General features: G+C 71.6%; 22 protein-coding genes. 4 read left to right on the plus strand and 18 right to left on the minus strand.

Annotated elements, in window-relative coordinates; genetic code table 11:
• Positions 1 to 3: 3 nt before the first annotated feature.
• From HNR13_RS13775 to HNR13_RS13785, 3 genes are read right to left on the minus strand one after another with little or no spacing between them, the layout of a single operon-like run.
• The gene (locus tag HNR13_RS13775; protein ID WP_179606618.1) at positions 4 to 789 is read right to left on the minus strand and encodes a fumarylacetoacetate hydrolase family protein; all 786 of its coding nucleotides are present in this window, start codon (positions 787 to 789) and stop codon (positions 4 to 6) included.
• Entirely contained in the window at positions 786 to 1,670 is an 885-nt protein-coding gene (locus tag HNR13_RS13780; protein ID WP_179606620.1) for a ketopantoate reductase family protein, read from the minus strand. Before HNR13_RS13780 ends, HNR13_RS13775 begins: the two co-directional genes overlap by 4 nt.
• A 20-nt stretch (positions 1,671 to 1,690) precedes the next feature.
• Positions 1,691 to 2,632 (minus strand): LysR family transcriptional regulator, encoded by a 942-nt coding sequence (locus tag HNR13_RS13785; RefSeq protein WP_179606622.1) that lies wholly within the window; start codon positions 2,630 to 2,632, stop codon positions 1,691 to 1,693.
• A 73-nt stretch (positions 2,633 to 2,705) separates the two neighbouring features.
• Between HNR13_RS13785 and HNR13_RS13790 the strand changes: the two genes are divergently transcribed.
• On the plus strand, positions 2,706 to 3,830 hold the full coding sequence (locus HNR13_RS13790; protein WP_179606624.1) for an aminotransferase class V-fold PLP-dependent enzyme: 1,125 nt from the start codon (positions 2,706 to 2,708) through the stop codon (positions 3,828 to 3,830).
• 98 nt (positions 3,831 to 3,928) lie between these two features.
• On the opposite strand, the gene HNR13_RS13795 is transcribed toward HNR13_RS13790, so the two are convergent.
• The 3 genes from HNR13_RS13795 to HNR13_RS13805 all read right to left on the minus strand — a co-directional run bounded on the left by HNR13_RS13795 (position 3,929) and on the right by HNR13_RS13805 (position 7,775).
• Entirely contained in the window at positions 3,929 to 5,059 is a 1,131-nt protein-coding gene (locus HNR13_RS13795) for a branched-chain amino acid aminotransferase (protein WP_179606626.1), read from the minus strand.
• Between the two features lie 22 nt (positions 5,060 to 5,081).
• Positions 5,082 to 6,152, minus strand: coding sequence for a 3-isopropylmalate dehydrogenase (locus HNR13_RS13800; protein ID WP_179606628.1), 1,071 nt, complete (start codon positions 6,150 to 6,152; stop codon positions 5,082 to 5,084).
• A gap of 75 nt (positions 6,153 to 6,227) precedes the next feature.
• A complete protein-coding gene (locus HNR13_RS13805) occupies positions 6,228 to 7,775 on the minus strand; it encodes an MFS transporter (protein ID WP_179609483.1) in 1,548 nt (515 codons plus the stop codon).
• A gap of 141 nt (positions 7,776 to 7,916) precedes the next feature.
• On the opposite strand from HNR13_RS13805, the gene HNR13_RS13810 reads away from it, so the two are divergent.
• Positions 7,917 to 8,498 carry a TetR/AcrR family transcriptional regulator gene (locus HNR13_RS13810; RefSeq protein WP_179606630.1) on the plus strand — a complete coding sequence of 194 codons (582 nt, stop codon included), beginning with the start codon at positions 7,917 to 7,919 and terminating at the stop codon, positions 8,496 to 8,498.
• Positions 8,499 to 8,507: 9 nt separating this feature from the next.
• On the opposite strand, the gene HNR13_RS13815 is transcribed toward HNR13_RS13810, so the two are convergent.
• The 4 genes from HNR13_RS13815 to HNR13_RS13830 all read right to left on the minus strand — a co-directional run bounded on the left by HNR13_RS13815 (position 8,508) and on the right by HNR13_RS13830 (position 12,791).
• Complete coding sequence (locus HNR13_RS13815) at positions 8,508 to 9,779, minus strand: sigma-70 family RNA polymerase sigma factor (RefSeq protein WP_179606632.1); 1,272 nt, start codon at positions 9,777 to 9,779, stop codon at positions 8,508 to 8,510.
• 49 nt (positions 9,780 to 9,828) lie between these two features.
• Positions 9,829 to 10,194, minus strand: a complete 366-nt coding sequence (locus HNR13_RS13820; RefSeq protein ID WP_179606634.1) for a YciI family protein — start codon at positions 10,192 to 10,194, stop codon at positions 9,829 to 9,831.
• Positions 10,195 to 10,311: 117 nt separating this feature from the next.
• Positions 10,312 to 11,904 carry a phosphoglycerate dehydrogenase gene (gene serA, locus HNR13_RS13825; RefSeq protein WP_179606636.1) on the minus strand — a complete coding sequence of 531 codons (1,593 nt, stop codon included), beginning with the start codon at positions 11,902 to 11,904 and terminating at the stop codon, positions 10,312 to 10,314.
• 140 nt (positions 11,905 to 12,044) lie between these two features.
• A complete protein-coding gene (locus HNR13_RS13830; protein ID WP_179606638.1) occupies positions 12,045 to 12,791 on the minus strand; it encodes a copper homeostasis protein CutC in 747 nt (248 codons plus the stop codon).
• 76 nt (positions 12,792 to 12,867) lie between these two features.
• Between HNR13_RS13830 and HNR13_RS13835 the strand changes: the two genes are divergently transcribed.
• Positions 12,868 to 13,056: a DUF1918 domain-containing protein gene (locus tag HNR13_RS13835; RefSeq protein ID WP_179606640.1), complete on the plus strand. Its 189-nt coding sequence runs from the start codon at positions 12,868 to 12,870 to the stop codon at positions 13,054 to 13,056.
• 74 nt (positions 13,057 to 13,130) lie between these two features.
• On the opposite strand, the gene ilvC is transcribed toward HNR13_RS13835, so the two are convergent.
• The 6 genes from ilvC to otsA all read right to left on the minus strand — a co-directional run bounded on the left by ilvC (position 13,131) and on the right by otsA (position 20,748).
• Positions 13,131 to 14,159: a ketol-acid reductoisomerase gene (gene ilvC / locus HNR13_RS13840; RefSeq protein WP_179606642.1), complete on the minus strand. Its 1,029-nt coding sequence runs from the start codon at positions 14,157 to 14,159 to the stop codon at positions 13,131 to 13,133.
• Between the two features lie 72 nt (positions 14,160 to 14,231).
• A complete protein-coding gene (gene ilvN / locus HNR13_RS13845; RefSeq protein WP_064108653.1) occupies positions 14,232 to 14,741 on the minus strand; it encodes an acetolactate synthase small subunit in 510 nt (169 codons plus the stop codon).
• A 5-nt stretch (positions 14,742 to 14,746) separates the two neighbouring features.
• On the minus strand, positions 14,747 to 16,552 hold the full coding sequence (locus HNR13_RS13850) for an acetolactate synthase large subunit (protein WP_179606644.1): 1,806 nt from the start codon (positions 16,550 to 16,552) through the stop codon (positions 14,747 to 14,749).
• Positions 16,553 to 16,608: 56 nt separating this feature from the next.
• Entirely contained in the window at positions 16,609 to 18,303 is a 1,695-nt protein-coding gene (ilvD, locus tag HNR13_RS13855; RefSeq protein ID WP_179606646.1) for a dihydroxy-acid dehydratase, read from the minus strand.
• A gap of 71 nt (positions 18,304 to 18,374) precedes the next feature.
• On the minus strand, positions 18,375 to 19,244 hold the full coding sequence (otsB, locus tag HNR13_RS13860; RefSeq protein WP_179606648.1) for a trehalose-phosphatase: 870 nt from the start codon (positions 19,242 to 19,244) through the stop codon (positions 18,375 to 18,377).
• Between the two features lie 31 nt (positions 19,245 to 19,275).
• Positions 19,276 to 20,748: an alpha,alpha-trehalose-phosphate synthase (UDP-forming) gene (otsA, locus tag HNR13_RS13865; protein WP_179606650.1), complete on the minus strand. Its 1,473-nt coding sequence runs from the start codon at positions 20,746 to 20,748 to the stop codon at positions 19,276 to 19,278.
• A 184-nt stretch (positions 20,749 to 20,932) separates the two neighbouring features.
• Between otsA and HNR13_RS13870 the strand changes: the two genes are divergently transcribed.
• On the plus strand, positions 20,933 to 21,844 hold the full coding sequence (locus HNR13_RS13870) for a sugar phosphate isomerase/epimerase family protein (protein ID WP_218881672.1): 912 nt from the start codon (positions 20,933 to 20,935) through the stop codon (positions 21,842 to 21,844).
• Here the strand turns inward: HNR13_RS13870 and HNR13_RS13875 are convergent.
• Both HNR13_RS13875 and HNR13_RS13880 read right to left on the minus strand, forming a co-directional pair.
• Positions 21,756 to 22,625 carry an SGNH/GDSL hydrolase family protein gene (locus HNR13_RS13875; protein ID WP_179606654.1) on the minus strand — a complete coding sequence of 290 codons (870 nt, stop codon included), beginning with the start codon at positions 22,623 to 22,625 and terminating at the stop codon, positions 21,756 to 21,758. The genes HNR13_RS13870 and HNR13_RS13875 overlap by 89 nt on opposite strands.
• A 75-nt stretch (positions 22,626 to 22,700) precedes the next feature.
• Positions 22,701 to 23,363 (minus strand): TetR/AcrR family transcriptional regulator, encoded by a 663-nt coding sequence (locus HNR13_RS13880; protein WP_179606656.1) that lies wholly within the window; start codon positions 23,361 to 23,363, stop codon positions 22,701 to 22,703.
• Positions 23,364 to 23,465 lie beyond the last annotated feature (102 nt).

Genomic DNA, 23,465 nt, shown 5'->3' on the forward strand with positions numbered 1-23,465 from the left:
ATCCTACTTGGGAGCGCGCACCGGATTCACCAGCGAACCGACGCCCTCGACCTCCACCTCGACGGTGTCGCCCGCGACGATCGGCCCGACGCCGGCCGGCGTCCCGGTGAGGATGACGTCCCCCGGCAGCAGCGTGAAGACGCTGGACGCGTACGCGATGATCGACGGGATGTCGTGCACCATCTCGGAGACGCGCGCCTCCTGCTTGAGCTCGCCGTTGACCCGGGTGCGCAGGAACGCCTCCGGGTCCAACTCGGTCTCGATGACCGGGCCGAGCGGGCAGAAGGTGTCGAAGCCCTTCGCGCGCGTCCACTGGCCGTCCGCCTTCTGCAGGTCCCGGGCGGTGACGTCGTTGGCGACGGTGTAGCCGAAGATGTGCTCGGCGGCCTTCTCCGCCGGGACGTGCCGGGCGATCTTGCCGATCACGACGGCCAGCTCGCCCTCGTACTCGACCTGCTGCGACTGCGGCGGCAGCAGGATGGCATCGCCGAGGCCGATCACGGACGTGTTCGGCTTGAGGAAGAGCAGCGGCTCGCCCGGCGCCTCCGAGCCCATCTCGGCGGCGTGCTCGCGGTAGTTCTTGCCGACGGCGACGACCTTCGAGCGCGGGATGACCGGCGCCAGGAGCGACCCGACCTGGCCGAGCGGCACCCGCTCCCCCGTCGTGTCGAAGCCGGAGAACAGCGGATCGCCGGCCAGGACGACCAGGGCGTCGTCGTCCACGATGCCGTAGTCGATGACCGGGGTCTGCTCGGAGGGACGCGTGTGGCTGAACCGTGCGATCTTCACGCGTTCGAGCCTAGCGCCGCGACGATCCGGGCGATGGCCGGGGTGGGGACGCCGTGACGGGCGCCGATGCGCAGCAGCGCGCCGCCGAGCGCGTCCAGCTCGTTCGGATGGCCGTCGGCGAGGTCCTCCTGCAGGGAGGTGCGCATCCCGCCCGGCACGCTGTGCAGCGCCCGGACGAGGTCGAGCGCAGAGGCCGGCACCCCTTCGGCCGTCGAGCACGCGACGATCTCGGAGACGACCGCCTCGGTCAGCTCGGGATCCTCGCTCAGCGCCGGACCGGCCGACTGCCGCCAGTAGGAGGTCAGCAGGGCGAGCGCGGACAGCAGCCGGAACTTCGCCCAGAGCACCTCGGCCTCCGTGCCGCCGACCTTCACGCGCGGGCCGGCGTCGGCGAGGGCGCGGATCGACGCGAAGCCGCTCGCGGCCTCCGGCGCCTCGATGTTCACGAACGGGCTGCGGTGGTCGATCACCGTCGTGGCGGCGCGCAGGGCCGAGACCGCGACGGAGGCGCCGGCCACCGGCACGTCCGGCAGCGCCGCCCGCAGCGGGCCCATGTGCTCGACGCCGTTGAGGAAGGAGACCACCTCGCGCGGGCGGGCGGCCGCGATGCCGGGGAGGACATCCTCCAGCCCGTAGGCCTTGGTGGCGACGATGACGCTCGCGCCGGCGGGGACCTCCGTCGACGCCGGCATGCGCTCGACACCGTCGCCGAACGTCGCGCTGCGCACCTCGATGCCGAAGGCGCGGATGGCCTCCACCGTCCCCGGCCGCCCCACCGCGACCACCTCGTGACCGGCACGCGTCAGCAGCCAGGCGAACAGGCCGCCGACCGCACCGGGACCGACGACGGCGAAGACGGGGGCGGGTTCGGCAGCGCTCATGGCTCGATCGTAGCCAGCGTTCAGAGCGCGGACAGCCCCCAGGGCGCCCCGTCGAGGGTGAGCAGCACGTCCGCGGTCGCGGCGATCGCCGGGACGGCGTCCGAGCCGGTCGCCGCGACCAGGTTGATGGTGCGGTGGTCGCGGTTGGCGGTCGGGCGCAGGACGACCCCCTCGACCGCCCCCGCGCTGCCGACCGCGAGCGCGGGCAGCAGCGCGACGCCGACGCCCTCGGCGACCATCCGCAGCACGGCGATGAAGTTGTCGGTCTCGTACGCGATCCGCGGAGCGTAGCCGCAGGCGTCGGTCAGCTCCAGGAGGTGGCCGCGGCAGCGCGGGCAGCCGCCGATCCAGGCCGCGGACGCCAGCTCGGCGAGGTCGACGCGCTCCCCCGCGGCGAGCGGGTGGTCGGCACGCAGCGCGACCAGCATCTCGTCCTTCCAGAGCGGCACGACCGCGAGGCCTCTGGCGCTCTCGCGGTGCGGGTCGACGCGGTCGCCCGGGTAGCTGAAGGTGATCGCCAGGTCTGCGGTCTGGTCCCGGACGGCGGCGACCGCCTCGGGAGGTTCGGCCTCCAGATAGGTGATCCGGACGCCGGGATGCTCGGCCTCCATCGTGTTGAGCAGCCGCGGGACGAGCGAGGACGACGCCGAGGGGAAGCCGGCCAGCCGGACCCGGCCGGTGCGGAGGCCGCGCAGGTCGGCGAGCTCGCCCGCCGCCGCGTCGAGGGCCGTCGTCACGGCGCGCGCGTGCCGGGCGAGGACGCGGCCCGCCTCCGTCAGCCGCACCCCGCGGCCGGCGCGCGCGACCAGCGGCATCCCGATGCGCGCCTCCAGGCGGCGCAAGTGCTGACTGATCGCGGGCTGGCTGTAGCCGAGGGACTCGGCGGCGCGGGTGATCGAGCCGTGGTCGGCGATCGCCCGCACCACGCGGAGGCTGTGGGAGTCGAGGTCGTCGAGCAGCATGCCGGAATCATAACGCCGTGTGATGCGTGCGATTCAACACCTGTTCTGGTGTGATGTGTGAGGGTCGCTCAGGATGGACAGCGTGCCCGAGACCCTCACCCACCCCGCCACCGTGTCCGCACCGTCGTACCGCGACGCCTTCGCCGCCGGCGCCGGCTACCTCGCCGCGTGCACGCAGGGCCTGCCGACCCGCGCCACGGTCGAGGCGACCCGCGCCGACCTGGAGCGGTGGGCGCGCGGGGAGGCCACTCCCGCCGACTACGACGTGGCCATCTCCCGCGCCCGGGCGGCGTTCGCCCGGCTGGCGGGCGTGGCGGTGGACGACATCGCGATCGGGTCGCAGGCGTCCGTCCTCGCCTCGCTGATCGCCGCCGCCGCCCCGGACGGCGCCGTGGTGCTCTGCCCGGAGGGCGACTTCGCCTCGGTCGTCGCCCCCTTCCAAGCGCAGGCGCACCGCGGGGTGCGGGTCAGGGAGGTCCCGCTGGCCGGCCTCGCGGACGCGATCGACGACGACACGTGGCTCGTCGCCTTCTCGCTCGTGCAGTCCGCCACCGGGGAGCACGCCGACGCCGACGCGATCCTCGCGGCCTGCGCCCGCACGGGCACGCTGAGCCTGGCCGATCTGACGCAGGCGCTCGGCTGGCTGCCGGTGGACGCCTCCCGGTTCGACGTCACCATCACGCATGCCTACAAGTGGCTGTGCGCGCCGCGCGGGAGCGCGTTCCTCACCGTGCGCCCGGCCCTGCTGGACGCCCTCACCCCGGTGCACGCCGGCTGGTACGCGGGCGAGGACCCGTGGGCGTCCTGCTACGGGCCGCTCCTGGCTCCCGCGGCCTCCGCCCGCCGGTTCGATGTGTCGCCGGCGTGGCCGGTCTGGCCGGGCACCGCGGCGGCGCTGGAGTTCTTCGCGTCGCTCGACCCGGCCGCGGTGCACGCGCACGCGACGGGGCTCGCGGATCGGTTGTCGGAGGCGCTGGACCTCACCGACGCCGTCGGCGATCGGGTGCGCGGCCGCGCCGTCCTCACCTGGCCGGACCCCGAGGGCGCGGACCTCGCCGCGCTCACCGCCGCGGGCCTGCGTGCGTCCGGTCGCGCGGGCCGCGCCCGCGTCGCCTTCCACCTCTGGAACACCGACGACGACGTCGACCGCATCCTCGCCGCACTCGTACCGGCCGCGCGACATTCGTCACGAATGTAGGGAAACGTCGCCGCTTTCGCGACATTCGTCACGAATGTGGATACGCCCCTGTGCCACGATTCGTGACGAATCGCGACACAGGGGCGGCAGGACGCGGGCTACGCGTCGAGGCGCATCATCCAGCCGTGGCGGTCGCGCTCGCGGCCGTACTGGATGTCGGTGAGCTCCTTGCGCAGCGACATCGTCAGCTCCCCGGGAGGAGCGGTGATGTCGCCGACCGTGAACGTGTCGGACTTCAGCTCGCCGATCGGCGTGATGACCGCCGCGGTGCCGCAGGCGAACACCTCGACGATGTCGCCGGACTCCACGCCGTCGCGCCACTCGTCGATCGTCACGCGGCGACGCTCCACCGTGTGGCCGCGGTCGCGCGCGAGCTGCAGCACCGAGTCGAGCGTGATGCCCTCGAGGATGCTGTCCGAGTCGGGCGTGACCAGGGTGCCGTCCTTGTAGACGAGCACCACGTTCATGCCGCCGAGCTCCTCGATGTACTTCCCCTCCACCGAGTCGAGGAAGAGCACCTGCGCACAGCCGTGCTCGTACGCCTCGGCCTGCGGGAGCAGGCTGGAGGCGTAGTTGCCGCCGGTCTTCGCGGCGCCGGTGCCGCCCTTGCCCGCGCGCGACCAGTGGTCGGACAGCCAGATGGACACCGGGGCAACGCCGCTCGGGAAGTACGCGCCCGCGGGGCTGGCGATCAGGTAGTACGCGACCTTGTTGGCCGGGCGCACCCCGAGGAACGCCTCCTTGGCGAACATGAACGGGCGCAGGTAGAGGCTGGTCTCCTCGCGGTCCGGCACCCAGTCGCCGTCCACCGCGACGAGCTGCTTGAGCGAGTCGAGGAAGTGCTCGACGGGCAGTTCCGGCAGCGCCAGGCGGTAGGCGGAGCGCTGCATGCGGGCGGCGTTCGCCTCCGGGCGGAAGCTCCAGATCGAGCCGTCGGCGTGGCGGTACGCCTTGAGCCCCTCGAAGATCTCCTGCGCGTAGTGCAGCACGGCGGCCGACGGCTCCAGCTGGATGGGCCCGTACGGGGAGACCCGGGGCCGGTGCCAGCCGCCCTTGGCCGACCAGCACAGGTCGACCATGTGGTCGGTGAAGTAGTTGCCGAAGCCGGGGTTCGCGAGGATCTCCTCGCGCTCCGCCGCGCTGCGCGCCGACTCGTTGCGCGTGACGTTCCAGAGGAGGCCGGCGGTCTCGGAGGGTCCGGAGGTGAGGTTGATGCTGGTGGAGGTCATTGAGTGTCCTTTGTGCGATGCGTCAATTCTGCGCCACGCGGGCCGCGATCGCGTCGCCGATCTCGGAGGTCGTGCGCGTCGGGTCCGTGGACGATCGGCCGCTGCGGGCGGCCAGGTCGGACGTCACCGCCTGCTCGACCCGCTCGGCGAGCTCCCGGGCGCCCAGGTGGCGGAGGAGGAGCGCGACGGAGAGGATCGCGGCGGTGGGGTCGGCCTTCTGCTGGCCGGCGATGTCGGGAGCCGATCCGTGAACCGGTTCGAACATGCTCGGGAATTCACCCGCGGGGTTGATGTTGCCCGAGGCGGCCAGTCCGATGCCGCCGCTGATCGCGGCCGCGAGGTCGGTGAGGATGTCGCCGAAGAGGTTGTCCGTGACGATCACATCGAATCTAGCAGGATCCGTGACCAGGAAGATCGTCGCCGCGTCCACGTGCAGGTAGTCGACGGCCACCTCCGGGTGCTCGGCGGCGACGGCGTCCACGATGCGCTTCCAGAGCCCGCCCGCGAAGGTGAGCACGTTGGTCTTGTGCACGAGCGTCAGCTTCTTGCGGCGCTGCCCGGCCTGCTCGAACGCATAGCGGACGACGCGCTCCACGCCGTAGGCGGTGTTGACCGAGACCTCGTTGGCGATCTCGTGCGGCGTGCCCTGGCGGATCGCGCCGCCGTTGCCGACGTACGGGCCTTCGGTCCCCTCGCGGACGACGACGAAGTCGACCTCGCCCGGGTTCGCCAGCGGGCTCGCGATGCCGGGGAACAGCGTGGTCGGGCGCAGGTTCACGTAGTGGTCGAGCGAGAACCGCAGCTTCAGCAGCAGCCCGCGCTCGATGTTCGCGCCGGCCAGCCGCGGGTCGCCCGGCTTGCCGCCGACCGCTCCGAGCAGGATGGCGTCGTGGCCGGCGATGGCCGCGAGGTCGTCGTCGGTGAGCACGTCGCCGGTCGCGAGGTACCGGTCGGCGCCGAGCGAGAAGTGGGTCTTCTCGAACGCGAGGTCGCTTCCGGCGGTGACCGCGTCGAGCACCTTGACCGCCTCCGCGATCACCTCCGGACCGATTCCGTCCCCGGGGATGACGGCGAGTTGGACGGTTCTGCTCATGACGCTCCTGCACTGATCGGTGGGCGGACGGTTCCCCTACACACTATCGCCGCCGCACCGCCACCGCCTCGCGCCTCAGCCCCGCACGCGCCGCAGGGTGACCAGCGCCAGGACCGCGGCCGTCAGCATCAGGCCGGCGCCGATGGAGGCCGTGAGCGCGATCCCGCTGTCGAACGCGTGCCGCGCCGAGGCCAGGAGCTCCGCCGCCGTCGCGGACGGGAGCGAGCCCGCGACCGTCACCGCGCCGCCGAGGGTGTCGGCGGCGGCAGTCGCGTCGGCGGGGCTCAGCCCGGCCGGCAGCACGATCGCGGCGCGGTAGGACGCGATGATGATGCTGCCCAGCGTCGCCGTGCCGAGCACGGCCCCGAGTTCGTAGGCCGTCTCGGAGACCGCGGACGCCGCGCCGGCCTTGTCGGCGGGCGCCGTCGAGACGATGAGCTCGTTCGAGACCGTCTCCGCCGCCCCGATGCCCGCGCCGAGCAGCACGAACGCCGCCAGCAGCACACCCCACGACGCGTCCCCGCCGCTGACGGCGACGAGCACGTAGCCCGCCGCGGAGACGCAGAGCCCGCCCGCGATGACGAGGCCGGGCCGCAGGCGCCGCGCGACCGGCACGACGAGCAGGCCGGAGACGATCATCGTCGCGAGCCCCGGGAGCAGCACCATCCCCGCGCGCATCGGCGCCATCCCGAGCACGAGCTGCAGGTGCTGCGAGACGAAGAACAGGAAGCCGACCAGCGCGATGACGCTGAGCAGGTTGATGAGCACGGCCCCGCTGAACGCCGCCCGCCGGAACAGCCGCATGTCGAGCATCGGGACCGGCCGCCGCAGCTGCCGCCGGACGAACAGCACACCGGCGGTGAGCCCGACCAGCACGGCGAGCACCGGGACGACCCCGAGCCCGTGCACGGCGAACTCCTTGATGCCGTAGACGATCGGCGCCATCGTCACCAGCGACAGCAGGATGGACACGACGTCCACCGGCCCCGGCGCCGGATCGCGCGACTCGCGCACCAGCAGCGGCGTGAGCACCAGCAGCGGGATGAGCACGGGGACCGCGAGCAGGAACACCGAGCCCCACCAGAAGTGCTCGATCAGCAGGCCGCCCACGATCGGCCCGAGCGCGGATCCCGCCGCGAAGCCCGCCGCCCAGATCGCGATGGCGACGCGGCGCTGCTCGCGGTCCTGGAAGACGCTGCGCAGCAGCGAGAGCGTCGACGGCATCAGCATGGCGCCGAAGACGCCGAGCAGCGCGCGGGCGCCGATCAGCAGCTCGGCGGTCGGGGCGAACGCGGCGGCCGCGGAGACGGCGGCGAAACCGGTGGCGCCGATCAGGAGGACCTTCCGGCGGCCGATGCGGTCCCCGAGGCTGCCCATCGCGACGAGGAGGCCCGCGAGCACCAGCGGGTAGACGTCCACGATCCAGAGCATCTGGGTGGACGACGGCCGCAGCGCCTCGGTGATCGCCGGGAGGGCGAAGCCGAGGACGGTGTTGTCGACCGACACCAGGAGGACGGGGAGCATGAGGACGACCAGGGCGGCCCAGGCGCGCGCACCGGCGCGGGCCGGCGTCGGCGTCGGCGCGTGCAGCGTCTGGGCCGTCGTCTCGGCGGCGGCCGGCATGCGGTCGGGGCAGGTGGTCGAGGTCATGACCACTACTGTACCGTCCGGACGGTACAGTAGTCAACGATCCGCGGCCGCGCGCCCCGCCCGCGCACCGCTGTGCGCACCGCTGAGCGTCCGCGTCGCGGCTAGCATGGCCCCATGTCCTCCCCCGCCGCCCCGGCGTCCACCTCGTCCGCAGCCCCGTCGCGCTCGGCCCGCGATCGCATCCTCGACGCGTTCGAGGACCTGCTCGCCGAGCAGAGCGAGCGCGCTGCGACGCTCGAGGCCGTCGCCGCCCGGGCGGGCGTGTCCAAGGGCGGTCTGCTCTACCACTTCGCCTCGAAGGACGCGCTGGTCGACGGCGTTCTCGAACGCTTCGCCGCCGACCTCGCGCAGGACATCGAGCACATGCGCGCCGCGCCGGACGGGCCGGTGGCGTACTTCCTGCGCACCTCCATCCCCTCGGACAACCGGCTGGAACGGGTGATCGTGGCGATCGCACGGCTGGCCCAGGCCTCGGACGCCCGCGCCAGCGACGCCCTCGCCGACGCGCAGCGCCAGTGGCTGAGCGAGCTGGAGGCCGTCGTCGGCGATCGGATGGTCGCGCGCACCATCATGCTGATCGGCGACGGGATGTACTACAACACGGCGCTGCTGCCCGCCGCGAACACCGTGCTCCGCGACGAGACCGACCTGCAGGAGCTGATCGGCCTGGTCGAGCGCCTCAGCGCCCGGGACTGAGCCGGCCCCTCACGCGCCGCCCGCGGCGAGCAGCCGCAGCAGCGACCGCCGCGTCCGGTCGTCCTCCGCCGTCCCGATCGCGCGCCGCAGCTCGGCCTCCGACGCCGCGCGGTCGCCCGCCAGCCGCAGCAGCTCCGCCCGTGCCGCGTGCGCGCGCGAGGACAGCGGCCCGGCGAACAGGTCGGGCTCGGCGTCGAGCGCGGCCAGTGCGACCTCCGGTCCGGCGTCCGGGCTGTGGCCCAGCGCGACCAGGCGGCCGAGTCGTGCCGTCGCGCTCGGCCACACCTGCACCAGACCGTCGTAGAGCCGGACGATCGCCGGCCAATCGGTGGCCGCCCAGGTCGGCGCGATCGCGTGCAGCCCGGCGATGCCCGCCTGGAGCCCGTACCTGCCGTCCGCCCCGGGACCGGCCTCGCGGCCCGCGCCGTCCAGCGCGATCGTCGCCAGCCGCTCCCCCTCCACCATCATCGCCACGTCCCAGCGCGTCCGGTCGGCCTCCCGCAGCGTCGCGAACTCGTCGTCGGCGGTCAGCCGGGTGGTCTGGCGCGCCTCGGTGAGCAGCAGCAGGCCGAGCAGGCCCGCACTCTCGGTGTCGTCCGCGACCCGGCGGGCGTCCCGCGCCAGGGCGATGGCGTCGGCGCGCAGCCGGCCGTCCGCGGTCGCATGGCCGACCGTGTAGAGCAGGTAGATCGTGGTCAGCGCGTCCGGCATCCGGGCCGCGACCGCCGCCCGATCGTCCAGGGCGAAGCGGATCCCCCGGTCGTGGATGCGCTTCTTGGCCCGGGTGAGCCGAGCGGCCATCGTCGGCTCCGAGACGAGGAACGCGTCGGCGATCCGCGCGGTCGGCACGCCGCAGACGTGCCGGAGCGCCAGCGCGACGCGGGTCTCCGGCGCGAGGTCGGGATGCGCCACGAGAAGGATCAGGTCGAGCCGTTCGTCGCCGGTGAACACGGACCCGCCTCCCTCCTGCGCTCTCCGCTCCTCCGCCTCGGCCGCCGCGCTCTCGGCCCGTTCGCGCTCGGCCGCGAGCATCGGCGCAACCCGGCGCGCGGACCGCTCCCGGCGCACCGCGTCGAGTGCGACGCGGCGGGCGACCGTAGTGATCCAGGCCGCGGGGTTCCGCGGCTCGCGGCCGCGCGCCGCCTCGGCGACCGCGCGCGCGAAGGCCTCCTGCACCGCGTCCTCGGCGAGCAGGAGATCGCCGGTCGTGCGCGCGACCGCGCCCAGGATGCGGGTGGCGTCCTCGCGGTAGGCACGCTCGATCCGGGTGGCCGCCGTCACGGCCCGCGCCTTCGTGCGGTGCCCGTCATCGCGCCGCCCGGCTGCGTCCTCAGAGCACCGTGTCGAGCGCGAGGACCGGGTAGAGCTCCACCCAGCCTCCGGTCGGGACCAGCGCGGCCAGCTCCCTGGCCTGCTCCGGCGTCGCCGCGGTGTAGCTGTAGAAGCCGGTCAGGACCTCCGTGGTCTCCCCGAACGGCCCGTCGGTGATCAGCGGCGCGCCACCCGGCGTCGGCGTGATCTTGGCCGCGCGGGTGGCCGGCTGGAGGGCGCCGGTGGCGACGATCCGCTCACCGGCCGCGACCACGGCGTCCTGGAACGCCTTGTGGCCGGCCATGCCCGCCTGCCATTCCTCCGCCGTCATCGCCTCGGGGTCCCAGCTCGGCTCGCGGATGAGCAGGACGTACTCGTCGGACATCGTGGTCTCCTCACGTCGTCGGAACGCCGCCCCGTGCGGGGCGACATTCCTATGACGCAAGTCAACAGCCGAAATCGACAGCGCGCGACAGCGGAGTTCCGAAGCCGACGCCGGAGCTCAGGACTCGGTGATGTCGATCTCCTGCATCAGGTCGGCCTTGATCGCGATCCGCACGGTCTCCAGCAGGCCCTCCGGGACGCGCGAGTCGACGGTCAGGACGCTGAGCGCCTTGCCGCCGGCGGACGTCCGGGCGATCTGCATGCCGGCGATGTTGATCTTCGCCTCGCCGAACTCGTGGCCGTACACCGCGACGATGCCGGGGCGGTCGTCGTAGACCATGACGATCAGGTGCTCGGCGATCGGCACTTCGACGTCGTAGCCGTTGATCTCGACGACCTTCTCGATCTGCTTCGTGCCGGTGAGCGTGCCGGAGACCGACACCTGCGAGCCGTCGCTGAGCGCGCCGCGCAGCGTGATCAGGTTGCGGTACTCCTCGCTCACCGAGTCGGTGATGAGGCGCACCTCGATGCCGCGCTGCTCGGCGAGGAGGGGCGCGTTCACGTAGGAGACCGTCTCGGAGACGATGTTCGTGAAGATGCCCTTGAGCGCCGCCAGCTTGAGGACGCTCACGTCGTAGTCGACCAGCTCGCCGCGCACCTCGACGTCGATGCTGGTCAGCGGGCTGTGTGCGAGGCCGGAGAAGACCTGGCCCAGCTTCTCGACCAGCGGGATGCCCGGACGCACGTACGGGTCGATGACGCCGCCGGCGACGTTGACCGCGTCGGGCACCAGCTCGCCGGAGAGCGCGAGGCGCACCGACTTGGCGACGGACACGCCCGCCTTCTCCTGGGCCTCGTCTGTGGACGCGCCGAGGTGCGGGGTGACGACGACGTTCTCGAGCTCGAGCAGCGGCGACTCGGTGGGCGGCTCGCTCACGAACACGTCGAGGCCGGCGCCGGCGATGCTGCCCGTGCTGAGCGCGCGGTAGAGCGCGTCCTCGTCGATCAGGCCGCCGCGGGCGACGTTGACGATGAACGCGGTCGGCTTCATCTGGGCGAGCTGGTCGTCGGAGATCATCCCGGTGGTCTCGGGCGTCTTCGGCATGTGGATGGTGATGAAGTCGGCGTCGGTGAGCAGCTCGTCCAGGCTCACGAGCTGGACGCCGAGCTGCTGCGCGCGGGCGCTGGTGACGTAGGGGTCGTACGCGATCACCTTGGTGCCGAACGCCTGCAGGCGGGCGGTGATGAGCGCGCCGATCCGGCCGAGGCCGATGATGCCGACCGTCTTCTCGTAGAGTTCGACGCCGGTGTACTTGGAGCGCTTCCACTGCCCCTGCGCGAGCGCGCTGTGGGCGGCGGGGATGTGCCGGGCGAGGCTCAGGATGTGGCCGACGGTGAGCTCGGCGGCCGAGATGATGTTGGAGGTCGGCGCGTTGACGACCATGACGCCGGCGTTGGTCGCGGTCTTGATGTCCACGTTGTCGAGGCCGACGCCCGCGCGGGCGATGACGCGCAGCTTCGGGGCGGCGGAGATGACCTCGGCGTCGACCTTGGTGGCGGAGCGCACCAGGATGGCGTCCGCGTCGGAGACCGCGGAGAGGAGGGCGGGCCGATCGGTCCCGTCGACGTTGCGGATCTCGAAATCCGGCCCGAGGGCGTCGACGGTGGCGGGCGAAAGTTCTTCGGCGATCAGCACGACCGGCTTTGTCACGTGGCAGTTCCTTACGGGGAGGCTGGCTTGGGAGAAGACGCGCAGCAGTCGTCGGTGCGCGGGTTGCTTAACTCTAGCCGGAGCGCAACACCGCCTTTCGCCGCGTTACGGCCGGACGCCGCGTGTGGCCGGACCTCGCGTTACGGCCGGACGTCGCGAACGGCCGCGACCGCCTCCCGGACGCTGATCGGGTCGGTGATGTCGTAAGCCGCGTCCCCGCCGCCTGGGCCGCTCGGCGCGCCGGACACCGACTCGCGCGCGGAGAGGTGCACCGCGTCGACGCCCGCGGCGATCAGCGCGTGGATGTCCTGCACGCGCACTCCCCCGCCGGCCATCACCTGCAGGCGCCCATCCACCCGCTGGGCCAGCGCCCGCAGCCCCTCGATCCCGTCGGCGCTGCGCTGGGCGCCGCCGGAGGTGAGGACGCGCGCGACGCCCAGCTGGGCGAGCGCGTCGCCCGCGCCGAGCGAGTCCGGCAGCGTGTCGAACGCGCGGTGGAACGTCACCTCCAGCCCGCCGGCCTCCCCGACGAACCGGGCGACGGCCTCCCGGTCGACCCTGCCCGCCTCGTCCAGCGCACCGACGACGACGCCGTCGGCGCCGGCCTCGCGGGCGAAGCGGATGTCGGCGACGATCGTGTCGAGCTCGTCGGAGTCGTAGACGAAACCGCCCCCGCGCGGGCGGACGAGAACGTGGACGAAGCCGGTGCGGCCGTCCTCGCGCGCCTCCTCGACCGCCGCACGCACGAGCCCGGCCGACGGGGTCAGCCCGCCGAGGCCCAGCGCGACGCACAGCTCGACCCGGTCCGCCCCCTCCGCGAGTGCGACGCGCACTCCGGCGACGTCCTGGACGGCGATCTCGACGGCGGTGCGGCGCGGTTCGGGCATGCGGCCACGATAGCGGCATTCCCGCCGCGGCGGCCCCGGCGTAACGTCGGCAGTGAGGTTCAGGGAGGAGGCCGTCATGCAGGCGACGATCGGAGACCGGATCTGCATCCGGGGCACCCATGTCGAGTCCGCCGACCGCCACGGAGAGGTGGTCGAGGTGCGCGGGGAGGACGGCGCACCGCCGTACCTGGTCCGGTTCGACGACGGGCACGAGACGCTCGTCTACCCGGGCACGGACGCGGTCATCGAGCACAGCGCGGCGTGAGACGGCGGACGGGGCCGCACCGATCGTCCGGTGCGGCCCCGTTCGTGCCGTCGTGCTGGTTCAGCGCGGCTGGATCAGCGCGCGACCTCGCCGTCGACGTAGTCGTCGTCGTTCGACGCGTTCCAGGCGAAGAGCTTGCGCAGCTCGCGGCCGGTGGCCTCGATCGGGTGCTGCTCGCCCTTCTTGCGGAGCTCGAGGAACGCGGGCGCGCCCGCGTCCTGGTCCGCGATGAAGCGCTTGGCGAAGGTGCCGTCCTGGATGTCGGAGAGCACCGCCTTCATGTTCTCCTTGACGTGCGGGTCGATGACGCGCGGGCCGGAGACGTAGTCGCCGTACTCGGCCGTGTCGGAGACGCTCCAGCGCTGCTTGGCGATGCCGCCCTCCCACATCAGGTCCACGATGAGCTTCAGCTCGTGGAGGACCTCGAAGTAGGCGACCTGCGGCTGGTAGCCGGCCTCGGTCAGGGTCTCGAAGCCGTACTGGACGAGCTGCGAGACACCGCCGCAGAGGACCGCCTGCTCGCCGAACAGGTCGGTCTCGGTCTCCTCGGTGAAGGTGGTCTTGATGCCGCCGGCTCGCAGGCCGCCGATGCCCTTCGCGTAGGAGAGGACGAGCGGCCAGGCGTTGCCGGTCGCGTCCTTCTCCACGGCGACGATCACGGGGACGCCGCGGCCGGCCTCGTACTCGCGGCGCACGGTGTGGCCCGGGCCCTTGGGCGCGACCATGATCACGTCGACGCCCTCGGGGGCCTCGATGTAGCCGAAGCGGATGTTGAAGCCGTGACCGAAGACGAGGGCGTTGCCCTCCTCGAGGTTGGCCTGGATGTCGTCCTTGTAGAGGTTCCGCTGCACCTGGTCGGGCGCGAGGATGACGACGACGTCGGCCCACTTGGCCGCGTCGGAGGCGGAGAGGACGCGGAAGCCCGCCTCCTCGGCCTTCGGCTTGGACTTCGAGCCTTCCTTGAGGCCGATGACGACCTCGACGCCCGAGTCGCGGAGGTTCTGCGCGTGCGCGTGGCCCTGCGAGCCGTAGCCGATGACGGCGACCTTCTTGCCCTGGATGATCGAGAGGTCCGCGTCGTTGTCGTAGTAGATCTCAGCCACTGTGTGGGTTCTCCTTCGTGATGTGGTTCTTAAACGTTCTGGTCTAGTTCTTTCGCCGCCCGGAGGGCGGGTCTAGTTCTTGAAGACGCGCTCGGTGATGGACTTGCCGCCGCGGCCGATCGCGAGGAGGCCCGACTGGGCCATCTCCTTGATGCCGTACGGCTCCAGCACCTTGAGCAGCGCCTGGGTCTTGCCGCTGTCGCCGGTGACCTCGATGACGAGGGCGTCGGTGGCCACGTCGACGACGCGGGCGCGGAAGAGGTTGACCGCCTCCAGCACCTGGGAGCGGGTCGAGTTGTCGACCCGCACCTTGATCAGCAGGTGCTCGCGCTGGACCGACTGCGCCGGGTCCAGCTCCACGATCTTGATGACGTTGATCAGCTTGTTCAGCTGCTTGGTGACCTGCTCCAGCGGGAGGTCCTCCACGTCCACCACGACGGTGATGCGCGAGAGGCCGTCGACCTCGCTCGTGCCCACCGCCAGCGAGTGGATGTTGAAGCCGCGCCGTGCGAACAGGCCGGCGACCCGGGTCAGCAGACCGGGCTTGTCCTCGACGAGGAGGCTCAGAACGTGGGTGCTCATGGGGGTCACTCCTCTCCGAAGGCGGGGCTGTGGTCGCGTGCGTACTGCACGTAGCTGTTGCTGACGCCCTGCGGGACCATCGGCCACACCATGGCGTCGGCGCTGACGACGAAGTCGATGACGACCGGGCGGTCGTTCGTCTCCAGGGCCAGCTTGATGGCGGCGTCGACTTCCTCCTCCTTCGTGACGCGGATCCCGAGGGCGCCGTACGCCTCGGCCAGTTTCACGAAGTCGGGCACGCGCACGGTGTCGTGGCCCGTGTTGAGGTCGGTGTTGGAGTAGCGGCCGTCGTAGAACAGCGTCTGCCACTGCCGGACCATCCCGAGCGACGAGTTGTTGATGATCGCCACCTTGATCGGGATGTCGTTGATCGTGCAGGTGGCCAGTTCCTGGTTGGTCATCTGGAAGCAGCCGTCGCCGTCGATCGCCCACACGACGCGGTCGGGCTGGGCGACCTTGGCGCCCATCGCGGCCGGGACCGAGTAGCCCATCGTGCCCGCGCCTCCCGAGTTCAGCCACGAGTTGGGGCGCTCGTACTTGATGAACTGCGCCGCCCACATCTGGTGCTGGCCGACGCCGGCGGTGTAGATGCCCTCCGGTCCGGTCAGCTCACCGATCCGCTGGATCACGTGCTGCGGGGCGAGCAGGCCGTCGCTGGTGGGCGTGTAGCCGAGCGGGAACTCCTCGCGAAGGCCGTTCAGGTACGTCCACCACTCGACCAGGTCGGGAGCACCCGCGCGGGCGGCCTCCTGGTAGGCCGCGGTCAGATCGACGATGACGTCCTTGGCATCGCCGACGATGGGGACGTCGGCGATCCGGATCTTGGAGATCTCGGCGGGGTCGACGTCGACGTGCACGATCTTCGCGTTCGGCGCGAAGAGGGAGGTGTTGCCGGTGACCCGGTCGTCGAAGCGCGCTCCGAGCGACACGATGAGATCGGACTCCTGCAGCGCGAGCACCGCGGGCACCGTGCCGTGCATGCCGGGCATGCCGAGGTGCTGCTTGTGCGTGTCGGGGAACGCCCCGCGCGCCATCAGCGTGGTGACCACGGGGATGCCCGTCGCCTCGGCGAGCTCCAGCAGCTCCTGCGAGGCGCGCGAGCGGATGACGCCGCCGCCGACGTAGAGCACCGGCTTCTTGGACTCGACGAGCAGCTGGGCCGCGGCGAGGATCTGCTTGCCGTGCGCCTTGGTGATCGGGCGGTAGCCGGGCAGGTCGATCTTGGGCGGCCAGACGAACGGCACCGCGTTCTGCTGGGCGTCCTTGGTGATGTCCACCAGCACGGGGCCCGGCCGGCCGGTCCCCGCGATGTGGTACGCCGCGGCGATGGTGGCCGGGATGTCCTCGGCCTTCTTGACCAGGAACGAGTGCTTGGTGATCGGCATCGTGATGCCGACGATGTCGGCCTCCTGGAACGCGTCCGTGCCCATGAGGGTGGAGAACACCTGGCCGGTGATGAACACGACGGGGACGGAGTCCATGTGCGCGTCCATGATCGCGGTGACGAGGTTGGTGGCGCCCGGGCCGGACGTCGCCATCGCGACGCCGACCTTGTTGGCCGCCGATGCGTAGCCCTCGGCGGCGTGGCCGCCGCCCTGCTCGTGGCGGACCAGGATGTGGCGGATCACGGACGAGTCCATGATCGCGTCGTAGATGGGGAGGATCGCACCGCCCGGGAGTCCGAAGACGTCGGTGACGCCGAGGAGCTCGAGGGTGCGGACGACCGACTGGGAGCCGGTCAGGATTTCGGGCGACGCCTTTCCTGGCGCCGCGGGGGGCAACACTGAACTGGGGGTTGCATCCGGCGTCATGCCTTATCGATCCCTTACGTGCGAAGCGGTTGATGATTCTGTGTGGGGGCGAAGGGCTACCCCGTGACCGCGCCTTCCGCAGCGGAGTGCACGAGCTTGGAGTACTTCGCGAGAACGCCACGGGTATAGCGCGGAGGAAGAGGCGCCCAGCCGTCACGGCGGGCGGTCAGCTCTGACTCGTCGACAAGTAGGTCGAGGGAGCGAGCCGCGATATCGACCCGTATCAGATCACCATCGCGCACGAAGGCGATGGGACCTGCGTCCACCGCTTCGGGTGCTATGTGGCCGATGCACAGGCCGGTTGTGCCGCCTGAGAATCGTCCGTCCGTCAATAGTAGTACATCCTTGCCGAGGCCTGCGCCCTTGATGGCGGCGGTGATGGCGAGCATCTCGCGCATGCCGGGGCCGCCCTTCGGGCCCTCGTAGCGGATGATGACGACATCGCCCGCGTTGATGCGGCCCTCGGTCAGCGCGTCCATCGCGGCGCGCTCGCGCTCGAACACCCGCGCGGGACCCTCGAACACGTCGGCGTCGAAGCCGGCCGTCTTGACGACGGCGCCCTCCGGAGCGAGCGAGCCCTTGAGGATGGTGAGGCCGCCGGTCGGGTGGATCGGGTTGTCGAGCGAGCGCATGACGTTGCCGTCCGGCGCGGGCGGGTTGATCTCCGCCAGGTTCTCCGCGACGGTCTTGCCCGTCACCGTGAGGCAGTCGCCGTGCAGCAGGCCCGCGTCGAGCAGGGCCTTCATGACCACGGGGACGCCGCCGTGCCGGTCGACGTCGTTCATGACGTACTTGCCGAACGGCTTGAGGTCGCCGATGTGCGGCACCTTGTCGCCGATCCGGTTGAAGTCGTCGATCGTGAGCTCGACCTCCGCCTCGTTCGCGATCGCCAACAGGTGCAGCACGACGTTGGTCGAGCCACCGAACGCCATCGCCACGGCGATCGCGTTCTCGAACGCCTTCTTGGTCAGGATGTCGCGCGCGGTGATCCCCTGCTTGAGCAGGTTGACCACGGCCTCGCCCGACCGGTGGGCGAAGTAGTCGCGGCGGCGGTCGGCCGAGGGCGGCGCGGCCGAGCCGGGGAGGCTCATGCCGAGCGCTTCGGCGACGCTCGCCATGGTGTTCGCGGTGTACATGCCGCCGCAGGCGCCCTCGCCCGGGGCGATGGCGCACTCGATGCGCTTGAGGTCCTCCTCGCTCATCTTGCCGGCCTTGCACGCGCCGACCGCCTCGAAGGAGTCGATGATCGTGACGTCCTTCTCGGTGCCGTCGCTGAGCTTGACCCAGCCCGGCGCGATGGAGCCCGCGTAGAGGAAGACGGCGGAGAGGTCGAGCCGTGCCGCTGCCATGAGCATGCCGGGGAGCGACTTGTCGCAGCCGGCGAGCAACACGGTGCCGTCGAGGCGCTCGGCCATCATGACGGTCTCGACCGAGTCGGCGATGACCTCGCGGGAGACCAGCGAGAAGTGCATGCCCTCGTGGCCCATCGAGATGCCGTCGGAGACGGAGATGGTGCCGAACTGGAGCGGGTAGCCGCCGCCGGAGTGCACGCCTTCCTTCGCGCCCTGCGCGAGGCGGTCGAGCGACAGGTTGCACGGCGTGATCTCGTTCCACGAGCTGGCGATGCCGATCTGCGGCTTCTCCCAGTCCGCGTCGCCCATGCCGACGGCCCGCAGCATCCCGCGGCTGGTGGTGGCTTCGATTCCGTCCGTGACGACGCGCGAACGCGGCTTCCAATCGATCTCTGGCATGTGACAACTCTAGGACCGTTTGGATGCCGGTTCGGCCATGCCTCCCGACCCGTGGAGAACGGCCGCGCGGCTCAGGCTGGGGAGGACGTGGGCGCGCTCTCTCCGCGAGCGGCCTCCCGCGCGTCCGCGAGCAGCGTCAGCAGCGTCGCGACCGCGCGCTCGTCGGCGACGCGGAACTGCGCCGCCGTCTCGCCCTGGCCGACCTTGATCCCGAGGTCGCCCTGCTCCGGGCGCAGCACGCCGAAGCCGTCCTCGTCGGTGACGTCGTCCCCGGCGAACAGCACAGCGGTCGCGTGCGTGTACTCCCGCAGCCGCTCAATGCCGTCGCCCTTGTCGGCCCCGCGGACCGAGAACTCGATGATGTCCTTGCCGTCGCGGATCGTCAGCTGGTCGCTGACGGACGCCGCCGCCTCGTACGCCCGAGCGACGACGGCGGCGCCTTCGTCGCCCTCCAGCAGCCGGTAGTGCACGCCGAAACCGACCGGCTTCACCTCCAGGCGCGTGCCGGGGACGCTGTCCACCAGCGCGCCGAGCGTCTCGCCCAGCTTGTCGAGCGTCGCGCGCTCCTCGTCGGAGAGGTCGACGGAGACCCCGTCGCGGCCGAACCGGATCTCCACGCCGTGCGAGCCGATCAGCAGGGCGTCCTCGTCCGCCTCCGTCACGATCTCCAGGCTGGCGAGCGGACGGCCGGAGACGTACGCGACCCAGGTGTCCGGGAGTGCCTCGAGCCGGTCCAGCGCCGCCTTGATCGCCGGGAGCATCCGCGCCGCCTTCGGGATGTCCACGAACGGGGCGAGCGTGCCGTCGAAGTCGAGCGCGAGGAGCAGGCGCTCGGCGCGGGCGAGCCGCGCCACGGCGGTCGCCAGGGCGATGGCGGCGGGCTGTGCGATGCCGGCGGGCTGGGCGCCGCCGGCGTCCGGGTGGGAGGGCGTGTCTGTCATGGGCTCTCTGTCGGGTGGGATGCTGTCCGGCTCAGCGCCGGTTGACCGGCGCGTCCTGCAGCGGGTGGTCGCCGTGGGCGCTCCGGGTGAGCGCCTCCAGGAAGCTGGCCGACCAGCGCGCGACGTCGTTGGTGAGCACCTTCTTGCGCAGCGCGCGCATGCGGCGCACGCGGTCGCGCTTCGGCATCGCGATGGCCTGCAGCATGGCGTCCTTCAGCCCCTCGATGTCGTGCGGGTTGATCAGGAGGGCCTGGCGCAGCTCGTCGGAGGCGCCGGCGAACTCGCTGAGCACCAGGACGCCGTCCTCGTCGACGCGCGTGGCCACGTACTCCTTGGCCACCAGGTTCATGCCGTCGCGCAGCGCGGTCACGAGCATGACGTCCGCCGCCAGGTAGAGGGCGACCATCTCCTCCTTCGGGTAGCCGTGGTGGAGGTAGGCGACGGCCGTGTGGCCGAGCGTCGCGTAGTCGCCGTTGATCCGGCCCACGGTGAGCTCGATCTCGTCGCGCAGCTGCCGGTAGGTCTCGACCCGCTCGCGGCTCGGGCTCGCCACCTGCACCAGCGTGACCTTCTCGACGTCGAGCCGGCCGTCGCGCAGCAGCTCGCCGAAGGCCTTGAGCCGGTGGCCGATCCCCTTGGTGTAGTCGAGCCGGTCGACGCCGAGCATGATCGTCTCGGGGTTGCCGAGCTCTTCGCGGATCTCCCTGGCGCGTTCCTGGATGGCCGGCCGGCGGGCGAGCTCCTGGTACGCCTCGGCGTCGATGGAGATCGGGAAGGCCCTGGCGAGGACCGTGCGCACCAGGCCGCCGTGCCTGTTCGTCGTCACGTGGCGGTGCGACCCGGACTCGGGGTCGTCGGTGTCGATCGGCACCTCGATGATCGGGCCGCGCGTCTCGTAGCCCTTCAGCCGCCGGACAGCGCGCGAGAAGTTGCCCGCGTCGGCCACGCGCTGGAAGCCGATGACATCGGCGCCCAGCAGGCCGTCGATGATCTGGCGGCGCCACGGCAGCTGCGAGTAGATGCCGTACGGCGGGAACGGGATGTGGTTGAAGAAGCCGATCACCAGGTCCGGCCGCACTTCGCGCAGCATCGCGGGGACCAGCTGGAGCTGGTAGTCGTGCACCCAGACCACCGCGCCGGGCGCGGCGGCGCCGGCCGCGGCGTCCGCGAACCGCCGGTTGACCCGCACATAGCTGTCCCACCACTCCCGGTGGTAGCTCGGCTGGGCGATGACGTCGTGGTAGAGCGGCCAGAGGGTGTCGTTGGAGAAGCCCTCGTAGTACTCCTGCAGCTCCTGCTCGCTGAGTGCGACGGGGAGGATGCTGATGCCGTCGGCCTCGAACGGCTCGACCTCCTCGCCCGCGACGCCGGCCCAGCCGACCCAGACGCCGTCCTCCGCCCGCATGACCGGCTGCAGCGCCGTCACCAGGCCTCCGGGCGACGGGCGCCAGGTCGCCTGTCCCGCCTCGTCGACCACCCGGTCGACGGGCAGTCGGTTGGACACGATCACCAGGTCGTAGGTTTCGGTTGCTGAGGCGTGGGACGTCTGGCTGATAGTGGGTCAACTCCCCCAGTTGAAGCGGCGTTCTCCTGCCACAGTACCAGCGCACGCACCGGCGGGAACCGGCCCCGGCGTTCCCCTCGAGGACACTGGTCGTTCAGCCGCCGTGGCTAGAGTGACGGGCGTGATGCGCATCGGCATGGGCACGACCTGCGTCTACCCTCTCGGGGTCGAGACGGCCTTCCGCACGGCCGCCGAACTGGGCTACGACGGTGTGGAGGTGATGGTCACCCGCGACGAGACCACGCAGTCGGCCGCGCCGCTGCGCAGGCTCGCGGAGCGCTACGGCACCCGCGTGCTGAGCATCCATGCGCCCGTCCTGCTGCTGACGCACTTCGTCTGGGGCCGCGACCCCGGCGTCAAGCTGCAGCGCTCGGCCGAGCTCGCCGCCGAGCTGGACGCCGACACGGTCGTCGTGCACCCGCCGTTCCGCTGGCAGTCGGGCTACGCAGAGGACTTCCTCGGGATCGTCCGCGGCACCGCCGAGCGCACCGGCGTGACCGTCGCGGTCGAGAACATGTTCCCGTGGAAGGTCGCGGGCCGCTCGATGGCCGGGTACGTCCCGCACTGGAACCCCGTCGGCATGGACTGCGACGCGGTCACCCTCGACTTCTCCCACGCCGCGCTCAGCGGTGTGGACGGGATGGACCTGGCGACCGCGCTCGGCGGCCGGTTGCGCCACGTCCACCTCTGCGACGGCTCCGGGCCGCTCGACGACTCCCGCGTGTTCGACGAGCACCTCATCCCTGGGCGCGGCAGCCAGCCGGTCGCCGAGGTGCTCCGGTCGCTCGCCGGCTCCGGCTGGGAGGGCTCGATCGTGGCGGAGGTCAACACCCGCAAGGCGAAGGACGCCGGCGACCGCATGGCGATGCTGCGCGAGACGCTGGACTTCGCCCGCACGCACATCGCCGACGTTCCCGCCGGCGCGGAGCCCGTGGGCGCCGACCCGGTTACTTCGCCCGGCCCAGCAGCCGCACCAGAGCGTTCGCGTACTGCGCGTAGCCCGCTGCGGTCGGGTGGAAGGCGAAGGGCCCGCTGACGTTCAGCCACGGCTTCTTCGAGCCGATGCCGTGCCCGGCGAAGTCGACCCCGACGTAGGTCATCGGGACGCCCTGCGCCCGCTGACTGGCCACCACGTCCGAGATGGTCTGGTTGAGGCCGAGCGTGGCCGCATTGATCGCGGTGTCCGTGCCGAAGGTGGGTGACTTCGGGTCGTAGTTGTCGAAGAACACGGCATAGCCGGTGACGACGATGCGTGCGTTCGGCGCCGCGGTGTGGACGGCCGCGTAGACCGAGGCCAGCCGCTCCGGGAGGACGTTGAGCAGCGACAGCGCTGAGGAGACCCCGTTGCGGCACGCCACGGCCTTGCCCGCGGAGCACTCCGCCGCGATGGCGGCCACGCCGAGGTCGTTGCCGCCGATGCTCAGCGTCACCAGGTCGGTGCGGTCGTCCAGGGCGATCAGCTGGTGCTTGAGGAGGTCGGAGGTGGTGGCGCCCGCGCAGGCGGCGTTGACGACGAGGTCGACGCCGGAGGCCCGGGTGAAGTCGCTGGGGTAGCTGTACGGACTGGACCGGCATTTGCCCGTCTCGTCTCCCCCGCCCATCCCGGCGGCGAACGAGTCGCCCAGCGCGACGTAGCGCGTCCTGGCGGTGAGCGGCGTCTTCGGGAACGGGTCGTGCGTCGCCGTCGGGGCGGGCGTCGCGGTGCCGGCGCCCGGCGACGCGGCCGGTTCCGCCGGGGCGGCGCATGCGGTCACGACCAGCAGCACGGCCGCGCACAGCGCGGTCGTGAGGGCGGGACGGAGCACTCGACGTCGCATCGAGCACACGTTACCCGGTGCGGCTCGACGTTCGATCAGACTTGCGCCGCGATCGGAGCCGGGTGCCTGCGGCGATCAGATCCGCTCGGTGAGCGCCAGCAGGATCGCGGGCACGGACTGGGAGAGCCGCTCGGAGAACTTGCGCTCGTCGCGCGCCAGCAGTGCCCTGGCCTCCCCGTTGGCGCACAGCTCCGCGATGACGCGGACGGCTTCCTCCGGGTCGATCGTGAACCGCCGCCTGGCGCTCGCGAGCGCGGCGACGACCGTCTCGGTGAGCTCCTGGAAGAAGCCGTCCTGGTAGCGCAGGAAGTCGGCGGAGATCGCCGGGTCGCGCAGGGCGAGGAGCAGGAACTCCGACTGCACCAGCCACCAGCGCCGATCGTCGGACTGCAGTTCGAGGATGCGGGTGATCGTGCGGATGACGTCGTCGTCGTCGAGCTCCACGCCGCCCGCGCCGACGAGCGGCCGCAGGAACTGCTCGACGCCGGCGTCGAGCTGCTCGAGGCGCATCGTCTTCTCGCGCTCCATCAGCGCGAAGAAGAGCTCCTCCTTGCTGGAGAAGTTGGAGTAGAACGCACCGCGGGTGAAGCCCGCCGCCTCGGCGATCGTCTCCACGCTCGCGGCTTTGACACCCTGCTCGGCGAAGACGTCGAAGGCGGCGTCCAGGAGCCGGGTGCGGGTGCGCTGCCGGCGCGCGGACTCGACAGGCGCGTCGTCTCTGAGAGCTGTGCTGGTCAAGCTGAAACCTTCCTGTGTCGAGTTTCCGATACACGAGTGTATCCGATACAGTCGGGCATCGGATACGACGGTGTATCGAAACCCTCTCGACGGCGCCGTTCC

This window comes from Leifsonia shinshuensis (assembly GCF_013410375.1).
GTDB classification, from domain to species: domain Bacteria; phylum Actinomycetota; class Actinomycetes; order Actinomycetales; family Microbacteriaceae; genus Leifsonia; species Leifsonia shinshuensis.